This is a genomic window from Tahibacter soli, from assembly GCF_025717065.2.
GTDB lineage: Bacteria > Pseudomonadota > Gammaproteobacteria > Xanthomonadales > Rhodanobacteraceae > Tahibacter > Tahibacter soli.
The window spans coordinates 924,089-945,897 of the sequence record NZ_JAOVZO020000020.1 but is presented as its reverse complement, the minus strand read 5'-3'; the positions used below and the strand labels follow the sequence as shown (position 1 = coordinate 945,897).

General features: G+C 68.5%; 18 protein-coding genes and 1 pseudogene. 11 read left to right on the top strand and 8 right to left on the bottom strand.

The window, feature by feature from the left end; translation table 11 throughout:
• Nucleotides 1-70: 70 nt before the first annotated feature.
• Both OD750_RS25140 and OD750_RS25135 read right to left on the bottom strand, forming a co-directional pair.
• On the bottom strand, nt 71-526 hold the full coding sequence (locus OD750_RS25140) for a pilin (protein ID WP_263541369.1): 456 nt from the start codon (nt 524-526) through the stop codon (nt 71-73).
• Nucleotides 527-838: 312 nt separating this feature from the next.
• Nucleotides 839-1,278, bottom strand: a pseudogene (locus tag OD750_RS25135) (pilin).
• 140 nt (nt 1,279-1,418) lie between these two features.
• Between OD750_RS25135 and OD750_RS25130 the strand changes: the two are divergent.
• A complete protein-coding gene (locus OD750_RS25130; RefSeq protein WP_263541368.1) occupies nt 1,419-3,554 on the top strand; it encodes a fused MFS/spermidine synthase in 2,136 nt (711 codons plus the stop codon).
• 876 nt (nt 3,555-4,430) lie between these two features.
• Here the strand turns inward: OD750_RS25130 and tfpZ are convergent.
• The 3 genes from tfpZ to OD750_RS25115 form a co-directional block, all read right to left on the bottom strand.
• Nucleotides 4,431-5,201 (bottom strand): TfpX/TfpZ family type IV pilin accessory protein, encoded by a 771-nt coding sequence (tfpZ, locus tag OD750_RS25125; protein ID WP_263541367.1) that lies wholly within the window; start codon nt 5,199-5,201, stop codon nt 4,431-4,433.
• Nucleotides 5,202-5,227: 26 nt separating this feature from the next.
• Nucleotides 5,228-6,628: a sigma-54-dependent transcriptional regulator gene (locus OD750_RS25120; RefSeq protein ID WP_263541366.1), complete on the bottom strand. Its 1,401-nt coding sequence runs from the start codon at nt 6,626-6,628 to the stop codon at nt 5,228-5,230.
• A gap of 70 nt (nt 6,629-6,698) precedes the next feature.
• Nucleotides 6,699-8,339 (bottom strand): sensor histidine kinase, encoded by a 1,641-nt coding sequence (locus OD750_RS25115; protein ID WP_263541365.1) that lies wholly within the window; start codon nt 8,337-8,339, stop codon nt 6,699-6,701.
• Nucleotides 8,340-8,574: 235 nt separating this feature from the next.
• On the opposite strand from OD750_RS25115, the gene sucC reads away from it, so the two are divergent.
• The 6 genes from sucC (at nt 8,575) to OD750_RS25085 (ending at nt 14,799) form a co-directional block, all read left to right on the top strand.
• Nucleotides 8,575-9,735, top strand: a complete 1,161-nt coding sequence (gene sucC, locus OD750_RS25110) for an ADP-forming succinate--CoA ligase subunit beta (protein WP_263541364.1) — start codon at nt 8,575-8,577, stop codon at nt 9,733-9,735.
• Between the two features lie 60 nt (nt 9,736-9,795).
• A complete protein-coding gene (sucD, locus tag OD750_RS25105) occupies nt 9,796-10,671 on the top strand; it encodes a succinate--CoA ligase subunit alpha (RefSeq protein ID WP_263541363.1) in 876 nt (291 codons plus the stop codon).
• Between the two features lie 106 nt (nt 10,672-10,777).
• A complete protein-coding gene (locus OD750_RS25100; protein ID WP_263541362.1) occupies nt 10,778-12,409 on the top strand; it encodes an NAD+ synthase in 1,632 nt (543 codons plus the stop codon).
• A 725-nt stretch (nt 12,410-13,134) separates the two neighbouring features.
• Nucleotides 13,135-13,347: a SymE family type I addiction module toxin gene (locus OD750_RS25095; protein WP_263541361.1), complete on the top strand. Its 213-nt coding sequence runs from the start codon at nt 13,135-13,137 to the stop codon at nt 13,345-13,347.
• A gap of 166 nt (nt 13,348-13,513) precedes the next feature.
• The gene (locus tag OD750_RS25090) at nt 13,514-14,209 is read left to right on the top strand and encodes a hypothetical protein (RefSeq protein ID WP_263541360.1); all 696 of its coding nucleotides are present in this window, start codon (nt 13,514-13,516) and stop codon (nt 14,207-14,209) included.
• A 2-nt stretch (nt 14,210-14,211) separates the two neighbouring features.
• Nucleotides 14,212-14,799 carry a C39 family peptidase gene (locus tag OD750_RS25085; protein WP_263541359.1) on the top strand — a complete coding sequence of 196 codons (588 nt, stop codon included), beginning with the start codon at nt 14,212-14,214 and terminating at the stop codon, nt 14,797-14,799.
• Here OD750_RS25085 and OD750_RS25080 read toward each other — a convergent pair.
• The 3 genes from OD750_RS25080 to OD750_RS25070 form a co-directional block, all read right to left on the bottom strand.
• Entirely contained in the window at nt 14,796-17,096 is a 2,301-nt protein-coding gene (locus tag OD750_RS25080; RefSeq protein WP_263541358.1) for a serine/threonine-protein kinase, read from the bottom strand. The genes OD750_RS25085 and OD750_RS25080 overlap by 4 nt on opposite strands.
• Nucleotides 17,096-17,638, bottom strand: coding sequence for an ECF-type sigma factor (locus tag OD750_RS25075; protein WP_263541357.1), 543 nt, complete (start codon nt 17,636-17,638; stop codon nt 17,096-17,098). The genes OD750_RS25080 and OD750_RS25075 overlap by 1 nt, the downstream gene beginning before the upstream one ends.
• A gap of 83 nt (nt 17,639-17,721) precedes the next feature.
• Complete coding sequence (locus OD750_RS25070; protein ID WP_263541356.1) at nt 17,722-18,546, bottom strand: outer membrane protein assembly factor BamD; 825 nt, start codon at nt 18,544-18,546, stop codon at nt 17,722-17,724.
• Between the two features lie 83 nt (nt 18,547-18,629).
• On the opposite strand from OD750_RS25070, the gene rluD reads away from it, so the two are divergent.
• From rluD to OD750_RS25045, 4 genes are read left to right on the top strand one after another with little or no spacing between them, the layout of a single operon-like run.
• Complete coding sequence (gene rluD, locus OD750_RS25065) at nt 18,630-19,619, top strand: 23S rRNA pseudouridine(1911/1915/1917) synthase RluD (RefSeq protein WP_263541355.1); 990 nt, start codon at nt 18,630-18,632, stop codon at nt 19,617-19,619.
• Nucleotides 19,616-20,917 carry a peptidoglycan editing factor PgeF gene (gene pgeF, locus OD750_RS27460; protein ID WP_336407582.1) on the top strand — a complete coding sequence of 434 codons (1,302 nt, stop codon included), beginning with the start codon at nt 19,616-19,618 and terminating at the stop codon, nt 20,915-20,917. Before rluD ends, pgeF begins: the two co-directional genes overlap by 4 nt.
• A complete protein-coding gene (locus tag OD750_RS25050; protein ID WP_263541354.1) occupies nt 20,907-21,311 on the top strand; it encodes a thiol-disulfide oxidoreductase DCC family protein in 405 nt (134 codons plus the stop codon). Before pgeF ends, OD750_RS25050 begins: the two co-directional genes overlap by 11 nt.
• Nucleotides 21,312-21,351: 40 nt before the next feature.
• The gene (locus tag OD750_RS25045) at nt 21,352-21,753 is read left to right on the top strand and encodes a hypothetical protein (protein WP_272842146.1); all 402 of its coding nucleotides are present in this window, start codon (nt 21,352-21,354) and stop codon (nt 21,751-21,753) included.
• Nucleotides 21,754-21,809 lie beyond the last annotated feature (56 nt).

The window sequence follows — 21,809 nt, the reverse complement described above, 5'->3', positions numbered from 1 at the left end:
TTCTTCACGAAGCCAAAAAAACAATGGGCCGCATGCGGCCCATTGTCGACTTGCTAGGTAACGCGGTGTATCAGTTTTCGTTCGTGCGGCAGATCAGCGGCAGATGCTTCTGCAGGATCGTGGCGCTCGAGCAGGTCCAGGAGATCGAACCGGCGCTGACGCCCGTCGCCGTCGGCGAGAAGATCAGGCTCTTGGTGTCGATCGCCTTGTTGGCGCGGAACGTGCCGGTGGCGGAGTAGACGGTCGTGATCTTGCCGGTCGCAACGGTCAGGCCGCTGACGAACTTGCCCTTGATGCTCGCCGGGGTGGCAAGGCCAGCCATCGTGTTGTCGGTCGGCCACACGCCCTTGTTCACGTAGTACTCGGCGACCGCGGTCTTCGCGCCGTCGGCCAGCACCGAACCTTCCGAAACTTGCGAACGGATGGTGTAGTCCTGATAAGCCGGGAGAGCGATGGCGGCCAGGATGGCGATGATCGCGACGACGATCATCAGTTCGATCAGCGTAAAGCCCTGCATCTTCTTCATAGTAAGTCCTCGTTCGTTTAGCTAGCTTCGAAGGTTTGCCCCAGAGTTCCCGCCCATCGAGGTGGAGTCTTCATCCTCGACCCTTGGCCTGATCTCGCGGAATCCCGTTGCCGAATTCTGCATGTTGCGTGCCAGACTTGAAAGTGAACCGTACGGCGGCGCGTGCAGAATTTGTCCGTGACCGAGTTCTCCGTATCGCCCTGCCGATGACCGCGATTTGCGAAAAGAACCCGGGGTTTTTCCGGTGCTGGAGCCTTTCTATCCGGCCCCGACGACGTGGAAAGTCAGCATGTGACGTATCGCGTCATGTCGTCACTCGCGGCAGCTGACCGGGACGTAGCGATCCTTGAGCCCCGCGCTGCCGGGCTTGCAGGTCCAGTTGAGGCCACCGTCGAGCTGGGTCGGCGACAGCAACAAAAGATTGTCCGCGATCGCCGCGTTCGCGCGATTGCCGAACGTGACCTGGACCAGTCCGTCGACCACGGTGACGTCCCGGACGAACTTGCCGTTGATGTCCGCGCCCGGGGGAGGCCGGCCGAGACGTTGTCGGTCGGCATGCGACCGCGGGCCGAGACGAAATCCCACACGGCGACGCGCGCGCCCGAGGCGAGCACGATGCCCTCGGACACCTGCGAGCGGATCACGTAGTCCTGATAGGCGGGCATCGCGATCGCGGCGAGGATGGCGATGATGGCAACGACTATCATCAGTTCGATCAGCGTAAAGCCGGCGACGTCGCGGGGGGCGCGCATGGGGAGATCCCGGTTGCGGTGGAAGATGGGCACGCACTCTGCATAGCTCGTGCCATCCTGTATTGTGACGGCCGATCCGGTCCCTGCCTCGCGCTGCCGGATACGATCCCCCTTTAGGCCATGAGCAAGATTCGATGACGATGAAGACCGATTGGATCGGACGCGCGCTGCTGTTCGTTTTCGTGGTTTCCGGCTTCGCCGGCCTGATATACCAATCGATCTGGTCGCATTACCTCGGTCTCGTGCTCGGCCATGCGGCCTATGCGCAGTCGCTGGTGCTGGCGATCTTCATGGGCGGCATGTCGCTCGGCGCCTGGCTCGCCGCGCGCTGGAGCACCGGCTGGCGCGAACTGATCCGTGCGTACGCCGCGATCGAACTCCTGATCGGCCTGATCGGCGTCGCGTTCCACCCGATCTTCGTCGGCTACGTGGACGTCTCGCAGAACACGATCCTGCCGGCGCTCGGCGCGGACTGGGTCGCCCACGCCTATCAATGGTCGACCGCCGCGCTGCTGATCGCGCCGCAGTGCATCCTGCTCGGCATGACGTTCCCGCTGCTGAGCGCGGGCTATCTGCGACTCGCGCCGAACGACGACGGGCGCGTGCTCGGCGGGCTATATTTCAGCAACAGCATCGGCGCGGCCGCCGGCGCGCTCGCGTGCACGTTCGTGCTGCTGCCGCTCGTCGGCATGCCCGGTTCGACGCTGGCCGCGGGCCTCCTCAACATCTTCGTCGCGCTGGTCGCGTGGCCGCTCGGCCGCATGGCCGAATCGGTCGAGCAGCGTCCGGTTGCGACGACGCACGAACGCGTCTCGCCCGGCGTGTCGAGCGGTTCGCCGGCGCTGACGGCACGCTTCGTGTTCGCGGCGGCGGCCATCACCGGCGCGACCTCTTTCATCTACGAGATCGGCTGGGTGCGCCTTTTGAACCAGGCGCTCGGCACCACCGTGCATTCGTTCGAACTGATGCTCGCCGCGTTCATCGCGGGTCTCGCGTTCGGCGGCAACTGGATCCGCCGTCGCGGCGCCGAGATCGCCGATCCGGCGAGCTATGCCGGCGTCGCGCAGATCCTCATGGGCCTCGCGGCGCTGCTGTCGCTGCCGGTGTTCGCGCATTCGTTCGGCATGGTCGAATGGTTGCTTAGCGCGCTCGCCCGCACCGGCGAAGGCTATACGGTGTTCAGCGCCGGCAGCGCCGTCGTCGCGCTGCTCGTCATGTTTCCGGCCGCGTTCTTCGCCGGCATGACGCTGCCGCTGTTCACGATGAGCCTGTTGCGCGCCGGTGCCGGCGAGTCGAGCATCGGCCGGATATATGCGTTCAATACGCTCGGCTCGATCGCCGGCGTGTTCCTGACGGTGCACGTGCTGATTCCGTCGATCGGCGTGAGTCTGAGCGTGGCGCTGTCGGCACTGATCGACATCGCGCTCGGCCTGTTCCTGCTGAGCGGCTCGACGCTCGGCTGGCGCCGCCTCGCGATCATCGGCGTGTGCGGCGTGATCGCCGCGGCGAGCCTCGTCGCGGGCCGCATCGATCCGCGCTCGCAGGTCGCCGGCGTGTTTCGCACCGGCGTCACGCGGCTGCAGTCGGTGACGGGGATTCCGTATCTGCGCGACGGCAAGACGGCGACCGTCTCCGTCAGCACGATGGCGCGCGGCGCAGGCATGATCGCGACGAACGGCAAGCCGGACGCCGCGCTCGCGCTGCGTCTGAAGGACCCGCCCGAGCAGGACGAGGCGACGATGATCATGGCCGGCATCCTGCCGATCTACCTGCGGCCGTCGGCGAAGACGGTCGGCGTGATCGGGTGGGGGTCGGGCCTCACGACGCATACGCTGCTCGGCTTCCCGCAGCTGACGGCCGTCGAGACGGTCGAGATCGAGCGCGCGATGATCGACGGCTCGCGTCATTTCGGCGAACGCGTCGAGCGCGCGTTCAACGATCCGCGTTCGCGTGCGGTCATCGACGACGCGCGCACGTATTTTTCCACGAAGGGAAAAAGTACGACGTCATCGTTTCCGAGCCGTCCAACCCGTGGGTCAGCGGCGTGGCGAGCCTGTTCACGAAGGAGTTCTACGGCTTCCTGCGCGGGCATCTCAACCAGGGCGGCCTGCTCGTGCAGTGGATCCAGACGTACGAGCTCAGCGACGCGCTGCTGGCCACGATGGGCGCCGCGATCGTCGAGCAGTTTCCGCACGTGCAGATCTACATCACGAACACGGCCGACATGCTGTTCGTCGCGTCGCCCGACAAACTCGGCGACGCCGACTGGGGCGTGATGCAGCACGAGCCGCTGCTCAGCGAGATCCGGCGCATCGGTTTTCGCAGCGCCGACGAAATCCGCCTGCGCTACGTCGGCGACGAGCGCCTGCTCAAGAACCTCGCGCGCCTGTACGGCATCGAGGCGCATTCGGACTTCTACCCGACCGTTTCGCTGCGCGCGCCGAAGAGCCGCTTCATCGACGACCGTGCGACGCTGCTGCTGCGCTCGGCGATCAACGGAATGCCGCTGCTTGATTTCCTGATCGGCCGCACGCCGCTGCGCGCCGATGCCGACGTCGAAGTGTCGGCGTTCAGTGTCTTCTCGGTGCGTCATCGCATCGCGAGCGAAGTGGTCGCATCGGCCAGGGCCGGCAGCATCTCGCCGCTCCTGGTCGAGCACTCGCCGGCCGATGCGAAGAGTCTGGAGGCGTTGCTGGAGTTGTCGGCGCAGCCCGGCGACGACGACGCATGGCTGCGAGCCTGGTCGACTGCGGCGTCCGAGGTCGCGTCGGCGACGCTCGGTCTGCTGCCGAGCGAGGATCTGCAGGAGTTGTGGATACAGCCGCGCTGGGCCGGCGCGCTGACCGGTTTCCCGGCGCAGGCCATGCTCGCGTACCAGGCGGCCGCGCGGCGCGACGCGCCCGAGACGCGGCGCAATGCGCTGCTGGCGCTCGATCAGGCCACCGACGCGGTGCTCGGCGTGCAGAAGGAGCAGATGCTCATGCTCGCGATGGCGGCATCGATCGGCGAGGGACGCAAGCACGGCGCGGAAGAGATCGAGCGCCAGTACGGCAAGGCGATCCCGCCCTCGGCGGTCTACGGGCAGCTGCGTTCTTTCCTGCTGGCCTGGGAATAGCGTTCCGCGAGCGCGCCGCCGCACGGCGGCGGCGCGCTCAGTCGACGGATTTGAGTTCGAGCGGCCCGACCGTCTTGCCCGTGTCGAGATCGACCAGCATGACGAGCTCGCCGCGTGCGGTAACCAGCGGCATATAGCCGGTGCGCTCGAGCGCACGCCCGAACTTCTTCAGGCCCGCTTCGACGACCGGCCGGTTGGCTTCCGGGTTCTGGTCGATCAGCCGGGTCAGCGGCTTGGCGCGCCGCTTGAGCTGTTCCTCGATTGCTTCGATCGGCGCGTAGTACTTCGGCAGGCGGTCGATGTCCTTGCCCGCGAGCGTCGCCTGCATGATCTCGTTGCGCGCCTGGGCATCTTCGGGCACCTGCGCCGAAATCAGCTTCGGGCCGAGCCACGGCAGGCGGCGCAGATCCGGCGTCGGGGCCTGCGCGAGATCGTTCTCGTCGAGCGCATTGGCCGGAACGACGATGAAGCGACGGATCGTCGCGACGACGAACGCCGGGCGCGACGCCGTGATGATCGACAGGCCGTAGACGAGCGCCGCGACCTGCACGAGCCCGATGCAGGCAAGGTCGAAGCGCAGTCCGCGCTTGCCGGATCGGAAGATGATCAGCGTCAGGAGCGGGCCGACGACGAGATCGACGCCGATCAGGATCAGCACGAGGCGATCGCCGCCCGCGGCGTGGAAATACGGCGGCGGAAACCACAGTCCGAAAACGAGCGCGCCGGCCAGAACGGCCAGCGCGACGCTGCACAGCAGGTGGATCGACGCGGCTTTCCACCGCGACATCGGAGAGCGGGTCGTCGTCATGTGACACGTGTCCGTGAGTGTTGTCGTTATTCGATGCCGAGCCGCTCGAGGCGATAGCGCAGCTGGCGCAGCGTGAGACCCAGCTGCTTGGCCGCGGCGGTGCGGTTCCAGCGTGTCGCTTCGAGCGCTTTCATGATCGCGGCGCGTTCGGTTTCGGCGACCGCGGCGGCAAGGTCGCTGCGCGGTTCGTCGCGTTCCTCGACGGGCACCGGCGCGGGCGGCGGCGCGACGACGCGCGCGATTTCCGGCGGCGGCACCGCGGCTGCGGCCTGGCGTCCGGCGGAAAGGTCGAGGCGCAGGTCGTCGATGTCGATCGAGTTGTCCTCGCACAGTGCGACCGAGCGTTCGAGGATGTTTTCGAGCTCGCGCACGTTGCCGGGGAAGTCGTACGCGAGCAGCGCCTGCAGCGCTTCGGGGCGCAGCTTCGCCGGTACGCCGCCGCCGTCGCGAGCGAGGCGTTCGAGCACGCGGCCGATCAGCTTGGGCAGGTCTTCCTTGCGCTCGCGCAGCGGCGGCACGCGCAGTTCGATCACGTTGATGCGGTAGTAGAGATCCTGTCGGAACTGGCCGGCGTCAACGAGCTTGGCGAGGTTCTTGTGCGTCGCCGACAGGATGCGTACGTCGACCGCGAGCTCGCCGCGACCGCCGATCGCGCGTACGGATTTCTCCTGGATCACGCGCAGGAGCTTCACCTGCATGTGCAGCGGCAGTTCGGCCACCTCGTCGAGAAACAGCGTGCCGCCCTGCGCGGCCTGGAACAGGCCGTCCTTGTCCGCGTGCGCACCGGTGAAGCTGCCCTTCTTGTGGCCGAAGAACTCGCTTTCCATCAGTTCGGACGGAATCGCGCCGCAGTTGACCGGCACGAACGCGCCGGACGCGCGCGGACCCTGTTCGTGGATCTGGCGCGCGACGAGTTCCTTGCCGACGCCCGATTCGCCGCTGATGTACACCGGCGCCTGGCTGCGCGCGAGCTTGGCGATCGTCGCGCGCACCTGCTGCATCGCCAGCGAATCGCCGACGAGCTTGCTTTCGTTCGCGGTGGATTCGGCCCGGCGCTCCTCGCCGAGCCGCAGCGCCGTCTGCACGAGCCGCCGCAGCATCGCCAGATCGACCGGCTTGGACACGAAATCGAACGCGCCCGCCTTGAGCGCGGTGACGGCGGCGTCGACGTTGCCGTAGGCCGTGATCATCGCGACCGGCGTATCCGGATACTGGCGCGCGATCAGTTCGATGATCTCCTGGCCCGAACCGTCGGGCAGGCGCATGTCGGTGAAGCACAGGTCGAACTTGCGCTGGGCGAGCCTTTCGCGGGCGTCGGTCACGCTGCCGACCGTTTCGACGTCGAGATTCATGCGCCCGAGCGTGATCGTCAGAAGTTCGCGAATGTCGCGCTCGTCGTCGATCACCAGGGCGGTCTGCTTGCTCATCGTTCCTGCTTTCCGCTTGCGGCTGCGGTGCGCAGGTTAATGCGCCACCGTGTGGCGGTAAAGCTCGCGGTCAGCCGCGCGCCGCGTGCGGCGTGATTTGCGTCACGAGCGTGATGCGAAAACAGCTGCCGCCGCCGGCGACCGGCACGTATTCGAGCGCGGCCTGGTTCGCTTCGCACAACTGGCGGGCGAGATAAAGGCCGAGCCCGGTGCCGTATTCGTGCGTCGTGAAGAACGGTTCGAAGATCTGCGCCGCCACCTTCGGCGGGATGCCCGGGCCGCGATCGACGACTTCGACGACCGGCGGACCCTTTTCGCCGAGCAGCCGCGCGATCACCGCGACGCGCGCGGGTTCGGCCGGCAGGCGTCCGTAGCGCAGGGCGTTCTGCACGAGATTCCACACCACCTGCTGCAGCTGCTGCGGATCGACCAGCCCGTCGACGAGCCGCGGCTGCGTCACCGGGCGCAGGTGATCCTGGCCCAGATCGTTGCTGGCCTTGTATTCGTCGACGAAGTTGACCACCCACGCGTTGATGTCGACGAGTTCCGGCCGCGAGCGCTCGCGCCGCGACAGCTGCAGGATGTTTTCGACCACGTCGTTGGCGCGGCCGCAGTGGTTGTTGATGATCTCGACCATGCGCTGGTCGGCCTGCGACAGCTCCTCCGATTCGGCCAGGAGCTGCGCCGAATAGCTGATCGCCGCGAGCGGATTGCGGATTTCGTGCGCGATCGACGCCGACAGGCGGCCGAGCGAGCTCAGCGTCAGCTCCTCGGCGCGGCGCGAAACGAGCGAGGTGTCGTCGAGGAAGATCAGGACGTTCGTCGCCTCGTTCGGCGACAGGCGGGTGAAGCGCGGCAGCACCTCGGGCACGTCCTCGGCGAGCGCGACGGCTTTCGTGTCGGTGCGGCCGGTCGTGCGCCAGTGGTACAGGCGGCGCGACAGTTCGGGCGCGACGGTGCCGAGATCGCGCAGGTCCGGCTTCGGGCTGCCGATCAGCATCCACGCCGACTCGTTCATCTGGTGGATGCGGTTGGCGTCGTCGACCACGAGCACGCCGGTCTTCATGCGCCGGATGATCATCTCGTTGACCTGCGACAGGTTCGCAAGGTCGGTGCCGCGCTGTTCGGCCAGCGCCTCGGTCGCGCGCATCTGCTTGCGCAGCACGCTGAACAACCCGTACGACGCGACGTAGGCCATCGCGAACAGCACGGGCTCGAGCAGCGAGCCGTCGTAGCGCTCGTCGTACAGGCGCAGCACCAGCACCTGCACCGTCAGCGCGATGCCGCCGAACACCGCGAGCGCGCCGGCCAGGCGCGGCGGCAGGAGCAGCGCGGCCGCGCCGATGTTGAACATCAGGAGGATGGCGATGCCGCCGCTGGCCTCCTGCATGCTGGCGATCGCGAACACCGCCGCGAGCACGTCGAACACGAGCGCGATCGCGACGTTCGGCGTCAGGCGGCGCAGCCACAGGTCGGTCTGCACGAACGCGATCAGCGCGAACAGCAGGTAGACGATGCTCGACACCCGCGCAAACAGCGGATAGCGCAGATCGACCCACGCGACCGCGAGCGGGCTGTAGGCGAGGCCGGTGTAGATGCACGCCTGCAGCACGCGAAACAAATTGAAAAAATACAATTCGCGGCGGGTCGTTTCGCCGCCGACCGCCGAGCCGACGGAGAACAGGCTGCGCGGACGCGCGACGTTGCTCATGCGGCGTGGGGCCGGCCTGCGGCCGGTGCGGTTCGTGGGAGCGGCGTGACGGGCGATTTCATGGCCGCGAGCCTCGCGAGTTTGCGCGCGCTTGGCAAGCCCGCGACCGACCTTGGTCGCTCCGGACTTTCCTTTGCGCCGCCCTTTCCCCCAAAATACGCGCCGTTTCCGCCCGGGGCGCCGTTCGCGCGCCCCGACCGCGCTCCCGAAAGTTTTTCTCTCTCAAGGTGTTCGCATGAACTTCCACGAGTACCAGGCCAAAGAACTGTTCGCCGAATACGGCATCGCCGTGCCGGCCGGACGCATCGCCGCAACGCCGGAAGCCGCCGTGGAAGCGGCCAAGGCGCTCGGCGGCGAGCAATGGATGGTCAAGGCGCAGATCCACGCCGGCGGCCGCGGCAAGGCCGGCGGCGTCAAATTCTGCAAGTCGCTCGACGACGTGAAGGCCGCCGCGGCCGGCATGCTCGGCAAGAACATGACCACGTACCAGTCGGCCGGCCGCGCGCTGCCGGTCAACGTGGTGCTCGTTTCCGAAGCGAACGACATCGTCAAGGAACTGTACCTGTCGGTGCTCGTCGACCGCTCCACCAAGAGCGTGACGTTCATCGCGTCGGCCGAAGGCGGCGTGGAAATCGAGAAGGTCGCCGAGGAAAACCCCGAAGCGATCCAGACGCTCGACGTGAACTACGTGCAGGGCCTGCAGCCGTACCAGTGCCGCAAGCTCGGCTTCGCGCTGGGCCTGTCGGCCAAGCACGTCAACCAGCTCACCAAGATGATGCTGGGCCTGTACAAGCTGTTCAACGAGCAGGACCTGGCCCTCGTCGAGCTCAACCCGCTCGCGATCGTCGGTTCCGGCGATCTCATGGCTCTCGACGGCAAGGTCAACTCCGACGACAACGCCGAATTCCGCCACCCGCGCCTCGCGCAGATGCGCGACGAATCGCAGGAAGACCCGGCCGAGGCGATCGCGGTCAAGCACAACCTCAACTACGTGACCATGGACGGCGACATCGGCTGCATGGTCAACGGCGCAGGCCTCGCGATGGCCACGATGGACGTGATCAAGCTCGCCGGCAGCGAACCGGCGAACTTCCTCGACGTCGGCGGCGGCGCGACGAAGGAGCGCGTGTCCGAGGCGTTCAAGCTGATCCTGTCGTCGGACAAGGTCAAGGCGATCCTGGTCAACATCTTCGGCGGCATCGTCCGCTGCGACATGATCGCCGAAGGCATCATCGCGGCGGTCAAGGAAGTCGGCGTGAAGATTCCGGTCATCGTGCGACTGGAAGGCACCAATGTGGAGAAAGGCCGCGAGCTGCTCGCGTCGAGCGGCTTGAAGATCACCCCGGCGATCGACCTCAACGACGCGGCCCAGAAGGCCGTCGCCGCCGTCGCCTGATCCTCCAAACCCGCATTCGACACCGCGGGCCCAGGTCCGCGCTACGCAAAGGTTCTCCACATGAGCGTCTTGGTTAACAAGAATACAAAGGTAATCTGTCAGGGCTTCACCGGCCAGCAGGGCACCTTCCACTCGGAACAGGCCATCGACTACGGCACCAAGCTGGTCGGCGGCGTCACGCCGGGCAAGGGCGGCACGCAGCACGTCGGCCTGCCGGTGTTCAACACCGTGCAGGACGCGGTCGACGAGACCGGCGCCGACGCGTCGATGATCTTCGTGCCGCCGCCGTTCGCGGCCGACGCGATCCTCGAAGCGGCCGACGCCGGCATCCGCGTGATCGTCGCGATCACCGAAGGCATTCCGGTGCTCGACATGCTGCGCGTCAAGAACGCGCTCAAGAGCTATCCCGAAGCCGTGCTGGTCGGTCCGAACTGCCCGGGCGTCATCACGCCGGGCGAGTGCAAGATCGGCATCATGCCGGGCCACATCCACAAGCCGGGCAAGGTCGGCATCGTCTCGCGCTCGGGCACGCTGACGTACGAAGCGGTGTTCCAGACGACCAACGAAGGCCTCGGCCAGTCGACCTGCATCGGCATCGGCGGCGATCCGATCCAGGGCATGAACTTCATCGACTCGCTGCGCCTGTTCCAGGACGATCCGCAGACGGAAGGCATCATCATGGTCGGCGAAATCGGCGGCAGCGCCGAGGAAGAAGCGGCCGAGTTCATCGCCGAATACGTGACCAAGCCGGTCGTCGCGTTCATCGCGGGCGCCTCGGCGCCGGCCGGCAAGCGCATGGGCCACGCCGGCGCGATCATCTCCGGCGGCAAGGGCACCGCCGCGGCGAAGTTCGCGGCGCTGGAAAAGGCCGGCGTGACGACGGTGAAGTCGCCGGCCGATCTCGGCAAGGCGATCGCGGCGCGTCTGCGCGGCTGATCGCGACCGTTCGCAGTGTCGCCACGAAGGCCGCGGAGCGATCCGCGGCCTTCGCGTTTTCGGACGCTGAGCTATGATTGCGCCTCTGCGCATTCGCCGGTAAGTCATGGCCGCACTCCGTATCGCTCTCGCCCAGTTCGATTTCCCGGTCGGCGCCGTGCTGCGCAACGAGCGGCGCATCGTCGAGATGATCGTCGAGGCGCGCGATGTGCATCGCGCCGACGTCGTTCTGTTTCCCGAGCTGGCGCTGAGCGGTTATCCGCCGGAAGACCTGCTCTATCGCCCCGGCTTCCTCGCCGAATGCAACGCCGCGATCGCGCGCATCGCCGCGACGGTGAGCGGCATCGTCGCCGTCGTGGGCTGGCCGGAAACCGCGGGCTCGGTGGTCTACAACGCGGCCAGCGTGCTGCGCGACGGCGTCGTCGAGCGCACCTACCGCAAGCGCGAACTGCCGAACTACGCGGTGTTCGACGAGCGCCGCTATTTCGAGGTCGACCCGGACGGCGAGCCTTGCGTGGTCGACGTCGCCGGCGTGCGGGTCGGCCTCGTCATCTGCGAAGACCTGTGGTTCGCCGAGCCACTGGCGGCAACCGTCGCCGCCGGCGCGCAAGTCGTGCTGGTGCCGAACGCCTCGCCGTTCGAGCGCGACAAGCACGCGCAGCGCGACGCGCTGCTGGCGACGCGCGTCGCCGAGGCGAAGGTCGCGCTCGCGTATCTCAACGTCGTTGGCGGGCAGGACGCGCTGGTTTTCGACGGCGCCTCGGTGCTGGCAGACGCCGACGGCCGCATCCATCCGGCGGCCCGCGCGTTCGAAGATCACTGGCTGCTGACCGAGTTCGACGCGGCGACCGGCCGTTTCCGGCCGCAGGCGTGGGAGAAGGACGACGACGACGGCCGCGATGCACTGGCCTGGCGCGCGATCGTGCGCGGCACGCGCGACTACTGCGGCAAGAACGGTTTCGACAAGGTCTGGCTGGGCCTGTCCGGCGGCATCGACTCGGCGCTGGTGCTGAGCGTCGCGGTGGATGCGCTCGGGGCGGAAAACGTCACCGGCGTGCGCATGCCGTCGCGCTATACGTCGGGCCTGAGCAACGATCTCGCCGACGAACAGGCGCGGGCCTTGGGCGTGAAGGTGATCGAAGTGCCGATCGAGGCGCCGTTCCGCGGCTTCCTCGACGCGCTGGCGCCGATCTTCGCCGGGGCCGCGGTCGATACGACCGAGGAAAACCTGCAGTCGCGCAGCCGCGGCGCGATCCTCATGGCGCTCGCCAACAAGTTCGGCGGCCTCGTGCTGACCACCGGCAACAAGAGCGAATACGCGGTCGGTTACGCCACGATCTACGGCGACATGTGCGGCGGCTACGCGCCGATCAAGGATTTGTACAAGACGGAAGTTTTTGCGCTCGCGCGCTGGCGCAACGCCGTCGCCGGCAAGGTGGTGATTCCGCCGGCCGTGATCGAGCGGCCGCCGTCGGCCGAGCTGCGCGACAACCAGACCGACCAGGATTCGCTGCCGCCGTACGAGGTGCTCGATGCGATCCTGCTGCGCCATGTCGATCAGGAGCAGTCGCGCGACGAAATCGTCGCGGCCGGCTTCGATGCGGCGACGGTCGATCGCGTGCTGCGCCTCGTGCGCATCAGCGAGTGGAAGCGGCATCAGGCGGCGCCGGGGCCGAAGGTGTCGCGGCGCGCGTTCGGGCGCGAGAGGCGGTATCCCATTACCTCGGGCTGGCGCTGACTTATTGTGCACTCGTCATTCCAGCGACCGCCGGGGTCCGGCTTTTTCTTTGTCGCTTTGTAGCTAACGTTCGGCTTTGAACAAAGCGTTCCGCTCGCTGCCGCGAGCGGGCAGGGAGAGATTGCTTGCCCAATCCCTCCCTGCACCCTCCAAGGGCACCCCGACGGCCGCGGTCTCCGGGCATCCTGCCCTCCGACTCCGCGAGATCGCTCCGGGGTTCGTTGAAGGGCCATCCATGGCCCTGCAACGAACTCGCACGCATCCTGCGCGCGACCCTTCGGGCTCTCCTCCGCAATCTCGCCGCGACCGACGGGGCCCCGGGTAAAACGGGCGGCTTCCTGCCGCCAGAAGCAACGGCAACGACCAAAAAGCGCGGCGCTCCACACGCTCGTCATTCCAGCGAAAGCTGGAATCCAGCTCTTAGCCGTCAAGAGCAAGAGCAACGGCTGGATTCCAGCTTTCGCTGGAATGACGATCAAAAGAGAGGAGCAAAAGCTCGCAGTTTTGCGCGCAATACACATTGCTCGCTGCGGTCGTCTCAGCCTAGCACCGTGCTCAGGCCGTCAAGGACTGCGCAAGTTCGATGAAACCGAATCCTTGACGGCCTTCCGCGCGGTGCTCTCTGAAAGTCGCCCGCAGCGACCAATCGCTTGAAGGGCGAAAGCGCGAACGGCGCGGTTGGCTCCACGCCGTTCGCTAACCACAAACCACCTCTGGAGTGGATCATGGCTAAGCGAAATGATACGTCACGCGAATCTTCCACAAAGCGCATCCGCGTCGGTACGGCTTACTACCCGGCCGTAGATCAGGCGCATCTCCCACGGGAGATCCCCCAGATACGCCTCTGCGGCATCTGGCTCATCAACGCCGGCTTCCTCCCCGGCGACGCCGTCACCATCCGCGTCACCTCCGGCCGTCTCGTGATCACCCGCGCCTGACGCCGTCACCGCGGAAGCCTCGCCCGTCGAGGCTTCCGCCTTTGGTCTCGCCGCACCCCATGGCGGGATTCCTCGCCCAACCGTGTTCCTGACTACGGACGCCGCCACCGACGGGGAGGGGCGCGTCCTGCGACCGTCATTCGACCCATCATCGTAGGGAGCGGACATGATCATCCACTGTTGTACATCGCTACTTTTGCTGCTCGCAGGCGGCGCGGCCTTTGCCGCGCCGCCTCAGGCCGCCGAGGCCGATTTCGCGCAGGCTTCGGCACGCGTCGATACGCCCGCCCGCGCCGGTGCCGATCGCGCGCTGCGCGACTTCGCGGCGCAGTGGCAGGCCGAGGCCGGTACCTTGCCGCAGGGCTTTCCGTTCGACGTCGCCGACGTCGCCGATCTCGCCGGCGCCAAGGTCGGCTACGGTTTTCGCGTGTACGAGGCCGATCCGGCGACGCTGCTCGCCGGATCGAGTCTCGACGCGAGCCTGCGCGCCACCGGTACGTGGCGCTTCAACGTGACGCTCGACGGCCGCCCGATCGGCCTCATGACACTGGTCGAAGACGCAGGCGGCTGGCAGGCCGTGTCGTTCGGCGGCGCGGGGCTCGCCAAGGAGATCGACGCGGTGGTCGACGCCCGCGCGGGCCAGGCGCTGCGCTACGTGCGCGTCAATGCCGCAACCTCCGACTTCATCGCGGTCGGCGACGGCGGCAAGGCGCGCTATGCGCCGCTCAGGGCCGCGCGCGAATCGCTGCGGCTCGCGGCCGTCGGCAAGCACGGGGGCGACGGTCTGTACGCAGACGCCGAACTCGCCGCGCAGCTGCGCGATGGCGTCGGTCGCGGTCTCGCCGGTCAACAAGGGGAATAATCATGAAATCGCTTTTGCGCTTTGTGATCTTCGGTCTGCTCGCCGCGCAGGCGACCGGCGCGGTCGCCGCGAGCGGCTATCGCTATCTCAACGTGCCCGAGGTGATCCAGGAGCACAGCAACTGGTGCTGGGCCGCGGTGTCGGTCGACGTGCTGCGCTGGTACAACGCCAATCCGAGCCAGTGCGCGGTCGCCAACTGGGCGCTCGGCCGCCGCGACGCGTGCGGCAGCACGGTGTTCAACTGGAACTCGTACGCGAACGTCACCAACGGCATCTACGGCGGCGGCGGCACGATCCAGGGCATCCTGTCGAACTGGGGCGTGCCGAGCAGCGGTTCGGCTTACGCGCTGAGCTGGAACGCGGTGGTCGGCGACGTCAACAACAACCGCCCGTTCGTCATGCGCTTCGGTTGGTACTCGGGCGGCGGGCATTTCCTCGTCGGCTACGGCTACGACGACCGCAGCGGCACGCAGCGCGTCGGCTACATGAATCCGTGGCCCGGCGAAGGCTACACGTGGTCGAACTACAACTGGACCGTGTCGGCCGCGTACGACCACAGCTGGACGCATACGCTGCGCATGAATCGCTAGCGTACCGCCGCAACCTGCCGCGCCTGGGCGATGCGCCCGGCGCGGCAATCGGGCTTGTCGCCCAGCCGCGCGAGCGCGTCGACGACGAGCACGCGGCCCGCGTCGGGATCGGTGCCGCGCGAGAGCGCCAGGCCGCGTCCGAGTTCGAGCATCGTCAGGCGCTGATGGCCGGGCGGATAGATCGCCGCCGCGTCGGCGAGTGCCCGCGCGAACAGGCGCGCGGCATCGTCGTTGCGGCCGGCGGCGAGCGCGAGGTCGGCGCGGTTGTGCAGCGTCGCCAGGCGCGCGAGCGCATTGCCGCCCGGGTGCGCGGCGAGCGCTGTGTCGGCCGCGTCGAGCGCGCCGGCCGCGGCGTCGAGATCGCCGCTGCCGATCAGCGCCATCGCGAGCACGGCCTGGCTCATCGCGAACCACGGATGGTCGCGGCCCATTACGCGGCCGCGATCGTCGGCCGCGCGCCGCAGCCACTGCGCGCCTTCGACGGGATTGCCGGCGCACGTCAGCGTGAAGCCGAGGTCGTGCACGGCGGTCAGCGTCGTCGGATGTTCCTCGCCGTAGCGCCGGCCCAGGCGCGCGACGATGTCGCGCAGCTCGGCCACGGCTTCGTCGTAGCGGCCGAGCGCGGTCAGCGCGGTTTCGATCGCGATGCCGGTTTCGAGCGTGAGCGGGTGGTCGGCGCCGCTTTCGAGCGCCGACAGCGCGTGCGCCTGGCGCGCGTGCGCGAGCGCGGGCACGGCGTCGCCGAGGCGCGCCTCGCATACCGACAGCCCGAGGTAGATATCGGCCAGCACCGCGCGCGGTATCGATTCGTGGCGTGTGAGCAACGCATCGAAACGCGTGCGGCACAGCGTGAAGTCGTCGCGCAGGAACGCGGCGCGCGCGAGCTGGCTGTCGATCTCGGCGACGAGCGGGGCGTCCGCGCCTATCGCGGCGACGGCGTCGTGCCGCAGCGCGAGCGTATCGGCCTCCATCGCTTTCATCTGCCGGTCGCCGATGCGGATCTGGATGCGCGCGAGCCGCGCGCGCAGCACGCTGTCGTGTCCGGCGCCGCGCGTCGCGGCCAGCTGCGCCGCGGCGCGGCCGAGCGCGAGGTCGGCCGCGTCGTAGCGGCCGAGGCCAGCGAGCGAACGGCCGAGGCCGAGGTTGATCTCGCCGGCGACCTCGGGCATGTCGGCGAGCCGGCGCTCGACCTTGTCGAGCGCGCCGGCCAAGAGTTCCACGACGCGGATGTCGCCCGACCCGGGCCGCACCGGATCGGTGCCGGGCAGGAGGTCGTCGTTGATGAAACGGTTGACCGCGACCGCGACGTTGCGCGCGCGTTCCGCCGCGTCGCGCTGCCGTGCGAGGTTGAGCATGAAACCGGCGACGACGGCGACGAACGCGACGAGCGTCAGCGCGCCGCCGAGCGCGACGAGCGGATGCGCGCGCACGCGCAGTTCGACCCGGTGAGCGAGGCTCGCCGGCCACGCCGCGACCGGCCGGTACGCGAGCACGCGGGCGAGATCGGCACGCAGCGCCGACGCGCTCGGATAGCGCTCGGCCGGCGTCGGCGCACGCGCCTTGGCGACCACCGCGGCGAGATCGGCCGGCACGCGCGCATCGCCCAGAACGACTTCGAACAGCCGCCCGAGCTGCCAGATGTCGCCGGCGACGTCGGGCGGTGCGCCGGCGCGCTGTTCCGGGCTGGCGTAGCCCGGCGTGAAGGCCGCGCGCGCCGCGTCGTCGGCCGTGCACGCGGCGATGCCGAAGTCGAGCAGCTTGGCGCGTCCTTCGGCGTCGACGAGCACGTTCGACGGCTTGATGTCGCGATGCACGACGAGCCGTCCGTGCGCGAACTGCACCGCTTCGACGATCGGCAGCAGCAGGTTCACGCGTTCGCGCCACGACAGCGCGCAGACGTCGGCGTGGCGATCGACGGCAAGGCCGTCGACGTGCTCCATCGCGAACCACAGATGACCGTCGTCGCTGCGACCGCCGTCGACGAGCCGGGCGATGTGCGGATGCGACAGGCCCGCGAGAATCTGGCGCTCGCGCCGGAACTGCGCGAGGCGTTCGTCGCCCTGCGCGCCGCACGGCAGCCATTTGACCGCGACGGTCTGCTCGTACTCGCCGTCGGCGCGCCGCGCGAGGTAGACGATGCCCATGCCGCCGCGCGCGAGTTCGCGCACGACGCGAAACGGGCCGACCGCCTGGCCCGGATGCAGCTCGCGCGTCGGCCAGCGCTCGCGCAGCAGGCTCTGCACCAGCGCGCCCTGGAACAGGCGGCCGGGTTCGAGCAGCCGGTCGAGCGGGCTCACTACGCTTCGACGAGCGCGGTGAGGCGTGCGCGCGCCTGCGCCCACAGGCGTTGCACGGTGCGCAGCGACAGGCCGAGCGCGTCGGCGGTCTCCGCTTCGCTCAGGCCTCCGAAGACGCGGCAGTCGACCACGCGCACGAGCCGTTCGTCGTCGCGCGCGAGCTGCGTCAGCAGCGCGTCGAGCCGGACGAGTTCGTCGGCTTCGCGATCGGCCGCGATGTCGACGTCGTCGAGCGTCGTGCGGCGCGCGCCGCCGCCGCGCTTGAGCGCGAGACGGTCGCGGGCGTGGTTGGCGAGTATCTGGCGCATCGCGCGCGAGGCGACGGCGAAGAAGTGCGCCCGGTCGGCGATGCCGCGCGCGCCGCCGTCTGCGAAGCGCAGCCAGCATTCATGCACGAGGGCGGTGGCGTCGAGGGAGTGGGCGCCGGCCTTCACGCGTTGCGCGAGGCGGCGCAGATCGTCGTAGAGCAGCGCGACGACGCGGTTCCACGCGTCGCCGTCGCCGGCGCGAACCTCGCCCAACAGCTGCGTGATCTCGCTCATGCTCGTCCCCGGATCGGGTAGAGCCCTGACTATAGCGGCGGCGCCGGCGGCGGGCGACGCTGCCGGCGGTTATAAGCGGCGGGTTACTTGTCGCGGTTGGTGAACGGGATCATGCGCTTCCAGCTCTTGCGCTTGGGCGGGAAGTGGCCCTTGAAGTACGGGTGATCCGGGTCGTTCGCTTCGAGCACGCGGCGCGCGTCGGCGCTGAGTTTTTCCTGGCCGAGCTTGCCGTAGCTTTCGACCATCACCGCGAGCGCGTCGACGGCCTGCGGCGTGCGCTGGTAGTTTTCGACGATCTTCTCGGCGCGGTTCGCCGCGGCGACGTAGGCCTTGATGCGCAGGTAGTACAGCGCGACATTCAGTTCCGCGCGGGCCATGTTGTTGCGCAGGTAGATCATGCGCTGGCGCGCGTCCGGCACGTATTTGCTTTCCGGGTAGCGCTTGAGCAGCTCGCCGAAGTCTTCGAACGCCTGCGAGGAGAAGCCCTGGTCGCGCTTGGCCTGGTCGCGGCCGATGTAGCGCTCAAGGAGGCCGTTGGTGCGGTCGAAATTGATCAGGCCGCGCAGGTAGTAGGCGTAATCGATGTGCTTGTGCGTCGGATACGTCTTGATGAAGCGGTTGACCGACGAGTAGGCCTCTTCTTCCTTGTGGTCCTTGTACTGCGCGTAGCCCAGTTCGAGCTGGGCCTGCTCGGTGTACGGGCCGAACGGGAAGCGGGCGATCAGGCGCTCGTACGACTTGGCGGCGCGGTCGTAGTTGCTGTTTTCCATCGACTGCTTGGCGAGGGCGTAGACCTGGTCCACCGGCAGCGTTTCGATCGGGTCGCCTTTTTTGTTGCCACGCGAACAGCCGGCGACGGCAATGACGAGGACGATCAGGACAAGGCGGATCAGCGAAGAAACTCGCATGGGGAGGCCACGCTCTGCGAAAATGCGGGCCGCGATCATAGCCGAAAAGTATTGTGCCCCGCCCCGGCGAGGCCGAATCCCCGATGAATGAACGAATTGCGTTGACCCAAGAAATCCCCGTGGCCCTGGCCGGACGCCGGTTCGACCAGGTGCTGGCCGAGCTGTTTCCCGATTATTCGCGCTCGCGCCTCACCGCGTGGATCAAATCCGGCGACGCCCAGCTCAACGGGGAAACCGTGCCCCCGCGCCAGCTCGTCAAGGGCGGCGAGCGCGTGAGCCTCGCCGCCGTGGCCTCGCAGGAGGTGCCGCTCGCGCCCGAAGACATCGCGCTCGACATCCGCTACGAAGACGCCGACGTGCTGGTGATCAACAAGCCGGTCGGCCTCGTCGTGCATCCGGGCGCCGGCAACCCGGCCGGCACGTTGCAGAACGCACTGCTGCACTTCGATCCGTCGCTGGTCGAGATTCCGCGGGCCGGCATCGTGCACCGGCTCGACAAGGACACCTCCGGCCTCATGGTGGTCGCGCGCACGCTGCGCGCACACACGAGCCTCGTCGAGCAGCTTTCGGAGCGCGCGATGCACCGGCAGTACGAGGCGCTGGTGATCGGGCCGATGATTTCCGGCGGCACGGTCGACGCGCCGATCGGCCGGCATCCGCGCGACCGCGTCAAGCAGGCGATCGTCGACGAACCGGCCGGCCGGCCGGCGGTCACGCACTATCGCGTGCGCGAGCGCTTCCGCGCACACACGCTGCTGCAGTGCAATCTCGAAACGGGCCGCACGCACCAGATTCGCGTGCACATGTCGCATATCCGCCATCCGCTGGTCGGCGACACGCTGTACGGCGGCGGCATGAAGCTGCCGAAGGCCGCGACGGCCGACCTCGGCGAGGCGCTGCGCGCCTTCAAGCGCCAGGCGCTGCACGCCGAGCGCCTGGAATTTTCGCATCCGGCCGGCGGCAAGACCGTCGCGGTCGAAGCCGAGCGGCCGGACGATCTCGCGACGCTGGTCAAGGCGCTGCGCGCCGACACGAAAGAACACCTCGACGCCGAGAACGGCCGCCGCCGATGAGCGACGCGCGCGCGCTGACGCCGGACTGGGACGCGCCGCGCGGCGTCCGTGCCGCGGTGACGACGCGCGATCTGCCGGGGCATTCGCCGCCGCCGCACGAATCGTTCAATCTCGGCTCGCGCTGCGGCGACCGGCCCGAATTCGTGCTCGCGAACCGCGCGGCGCTGGTGGAACTGCTGCGACTGCCCGGCGAACCGGTCTGGCTGCGTCAGGTGCACGGCATCGACGTGCACGCGCCGCACGAAGCGCCGCCGGCGGGTCTTGCGCATACCGACGAGCCGGTGGCCGACGCGGTCTATACGCGCGAACCCGGCGTCGTCTGCGCGGTGCTGACGGCCGATTGCCTGCCGCTGCTCGTCGCGAGCGACGACGGCCGCGAAGTCGCCGCGATCCACGCCGGCTGGCGCGGCCTGGCCGCCGGCGTCATCGAGGCGGCGCTGCGAAGGTTCGAAGCGCCGCCGTCGCGGTTGCGCGTGTGGCTCGGCCCCGCGATCGGCGCGGCGAGCTACGAGGTCGGCGACGAGGTGCGAGACGCGTTCGTCGCGCACGATCCCGACGCGGCGCGGGCGTTCGCGCCGACGCGGCCGGGGCACTGGCTGTGCGACCTGTATGCGCTCGCGCGCCAGCGGCTCGCGGCCGCGGGCGTGGCGTCGGTTGCCGGCGGCGGTTTCGATACGCTGGTCGACGAGCGTTTCTATTCGCACCGGCGCGGCCGGCCGACGGGCCGGTTCGCGAGCCTGGTCTGGATCGAGCCCCCGCCGACGGATTCGACATCGCCGCTCGTGTTTCCGCGCCTGCTCGGCGCCGCGTTCGCGCAGCTGCCGCCGCGCGTGCGTTCGCTGCATCTGGCCGAAGGCAAGCGGCGCTATCGGGGCGCGGCGACGATCACGCGCGGCAAGGGCCTGCTCTCGCGCCTGTGCGGCTGGGCAACCGGCCTGCCGCCGGCGCTGACCGACGCGCCGCTGACCGTCGATATCGACGCGCAGCCGGCCGGCGAAACGTGGACGCGGCAGTTCGGCCGCTATCCGATGACGTCGCGGCTGTGGGAGCAGGCGGGTCTGCTCAACGAGCGGCTCGGCCTCGTCACGTTCGGCTTCGCGGTCGCGGTCGAAGACGGTGCGCTGACGTGGCGCGTTCGCCGCGTGCGCGCGCTCGGGCTGCCGCTGCCGGCGGCGTGGTTTTCGGGCGTCTGGGCGCGCGAATCCGAGTCCGGCGGGCGCTACCGATTCGAAGTGGCCGCCGCGCTGCCGCTCGCGGGCGAACTCGTGCACTACGCCGGCTGGCTCGATGTCGACTGAGCCGCCTGTGATCGTGTTCGACGGCGTGTGTCTGTTGTGCAGCCGCTGGGTCGGTTTCGTGCTGCGGCACGACCGCACGGCGCGCATCCGCTTCGCGGCGATGCAGTCGGCGAGCGGTCGCGCGCTGCTCGCGCGGCACGGGCTCGACGCCGACGATCCGCTGTCGTTCCTGTACGTCGCCGACGGCCGCAGCTGGCAGGACAGCGACGCGATACTGCGCGTGCTGACGGGTTTCGGCGGCGCGTGGCGGCTGGCCGGCGCCGCGCGCGTGATTCCGCGCGCGCTGCGCGACGCCGGCTATCGGCTGATCGCGCGCAATCGCTATCGATGGTTCGGCCGGCGCGACGTGTGTCTCGTGCCGGATGCGGCGGTCGCGGCGCGGTTTCTGGATTAGCTTCACTCCCTCTCCTCCGAGCTTGCTCGGGGAGAGGGCCTTGCACCATCTTCGTATCGATCGCGAACTCCGTCAGCGAGGCGAGGCATTCTTCCAACGTGAACAAATCTACGCACGGCCGCGCGCCGCAGGCCGCGATTTCTCCGCGCGCGAGTTTCAGGGCGATCACGACCGCGGCCGTCGCCGGAATCTCCGGTCCGTCGCCGCCGCGCGCGACGATTTCCCAGGTCAGCCGCTTCGCCGCGCCGTGCGCGTCGTCGCCGGTCAGCGTCACGTGCATCGCGCCGGCGTCGCTGCCGGCGGCGAGAAACCATTCGCTCGCGCGCTTGAGCGCCGGCGCGTACCGCGCAAGATCGCGCACGAAACCTGTGCGCACGAGCCACGACAGCAGCCACACGCCGAAGTGGAGGCGCTTCAGTTCGAGCCCGGCGCGAAACCGTAGCGTATCGAGCGGCGCGTAGCGGTCGGGGAACAGCGCGAGATCCGGCACGTCGCATG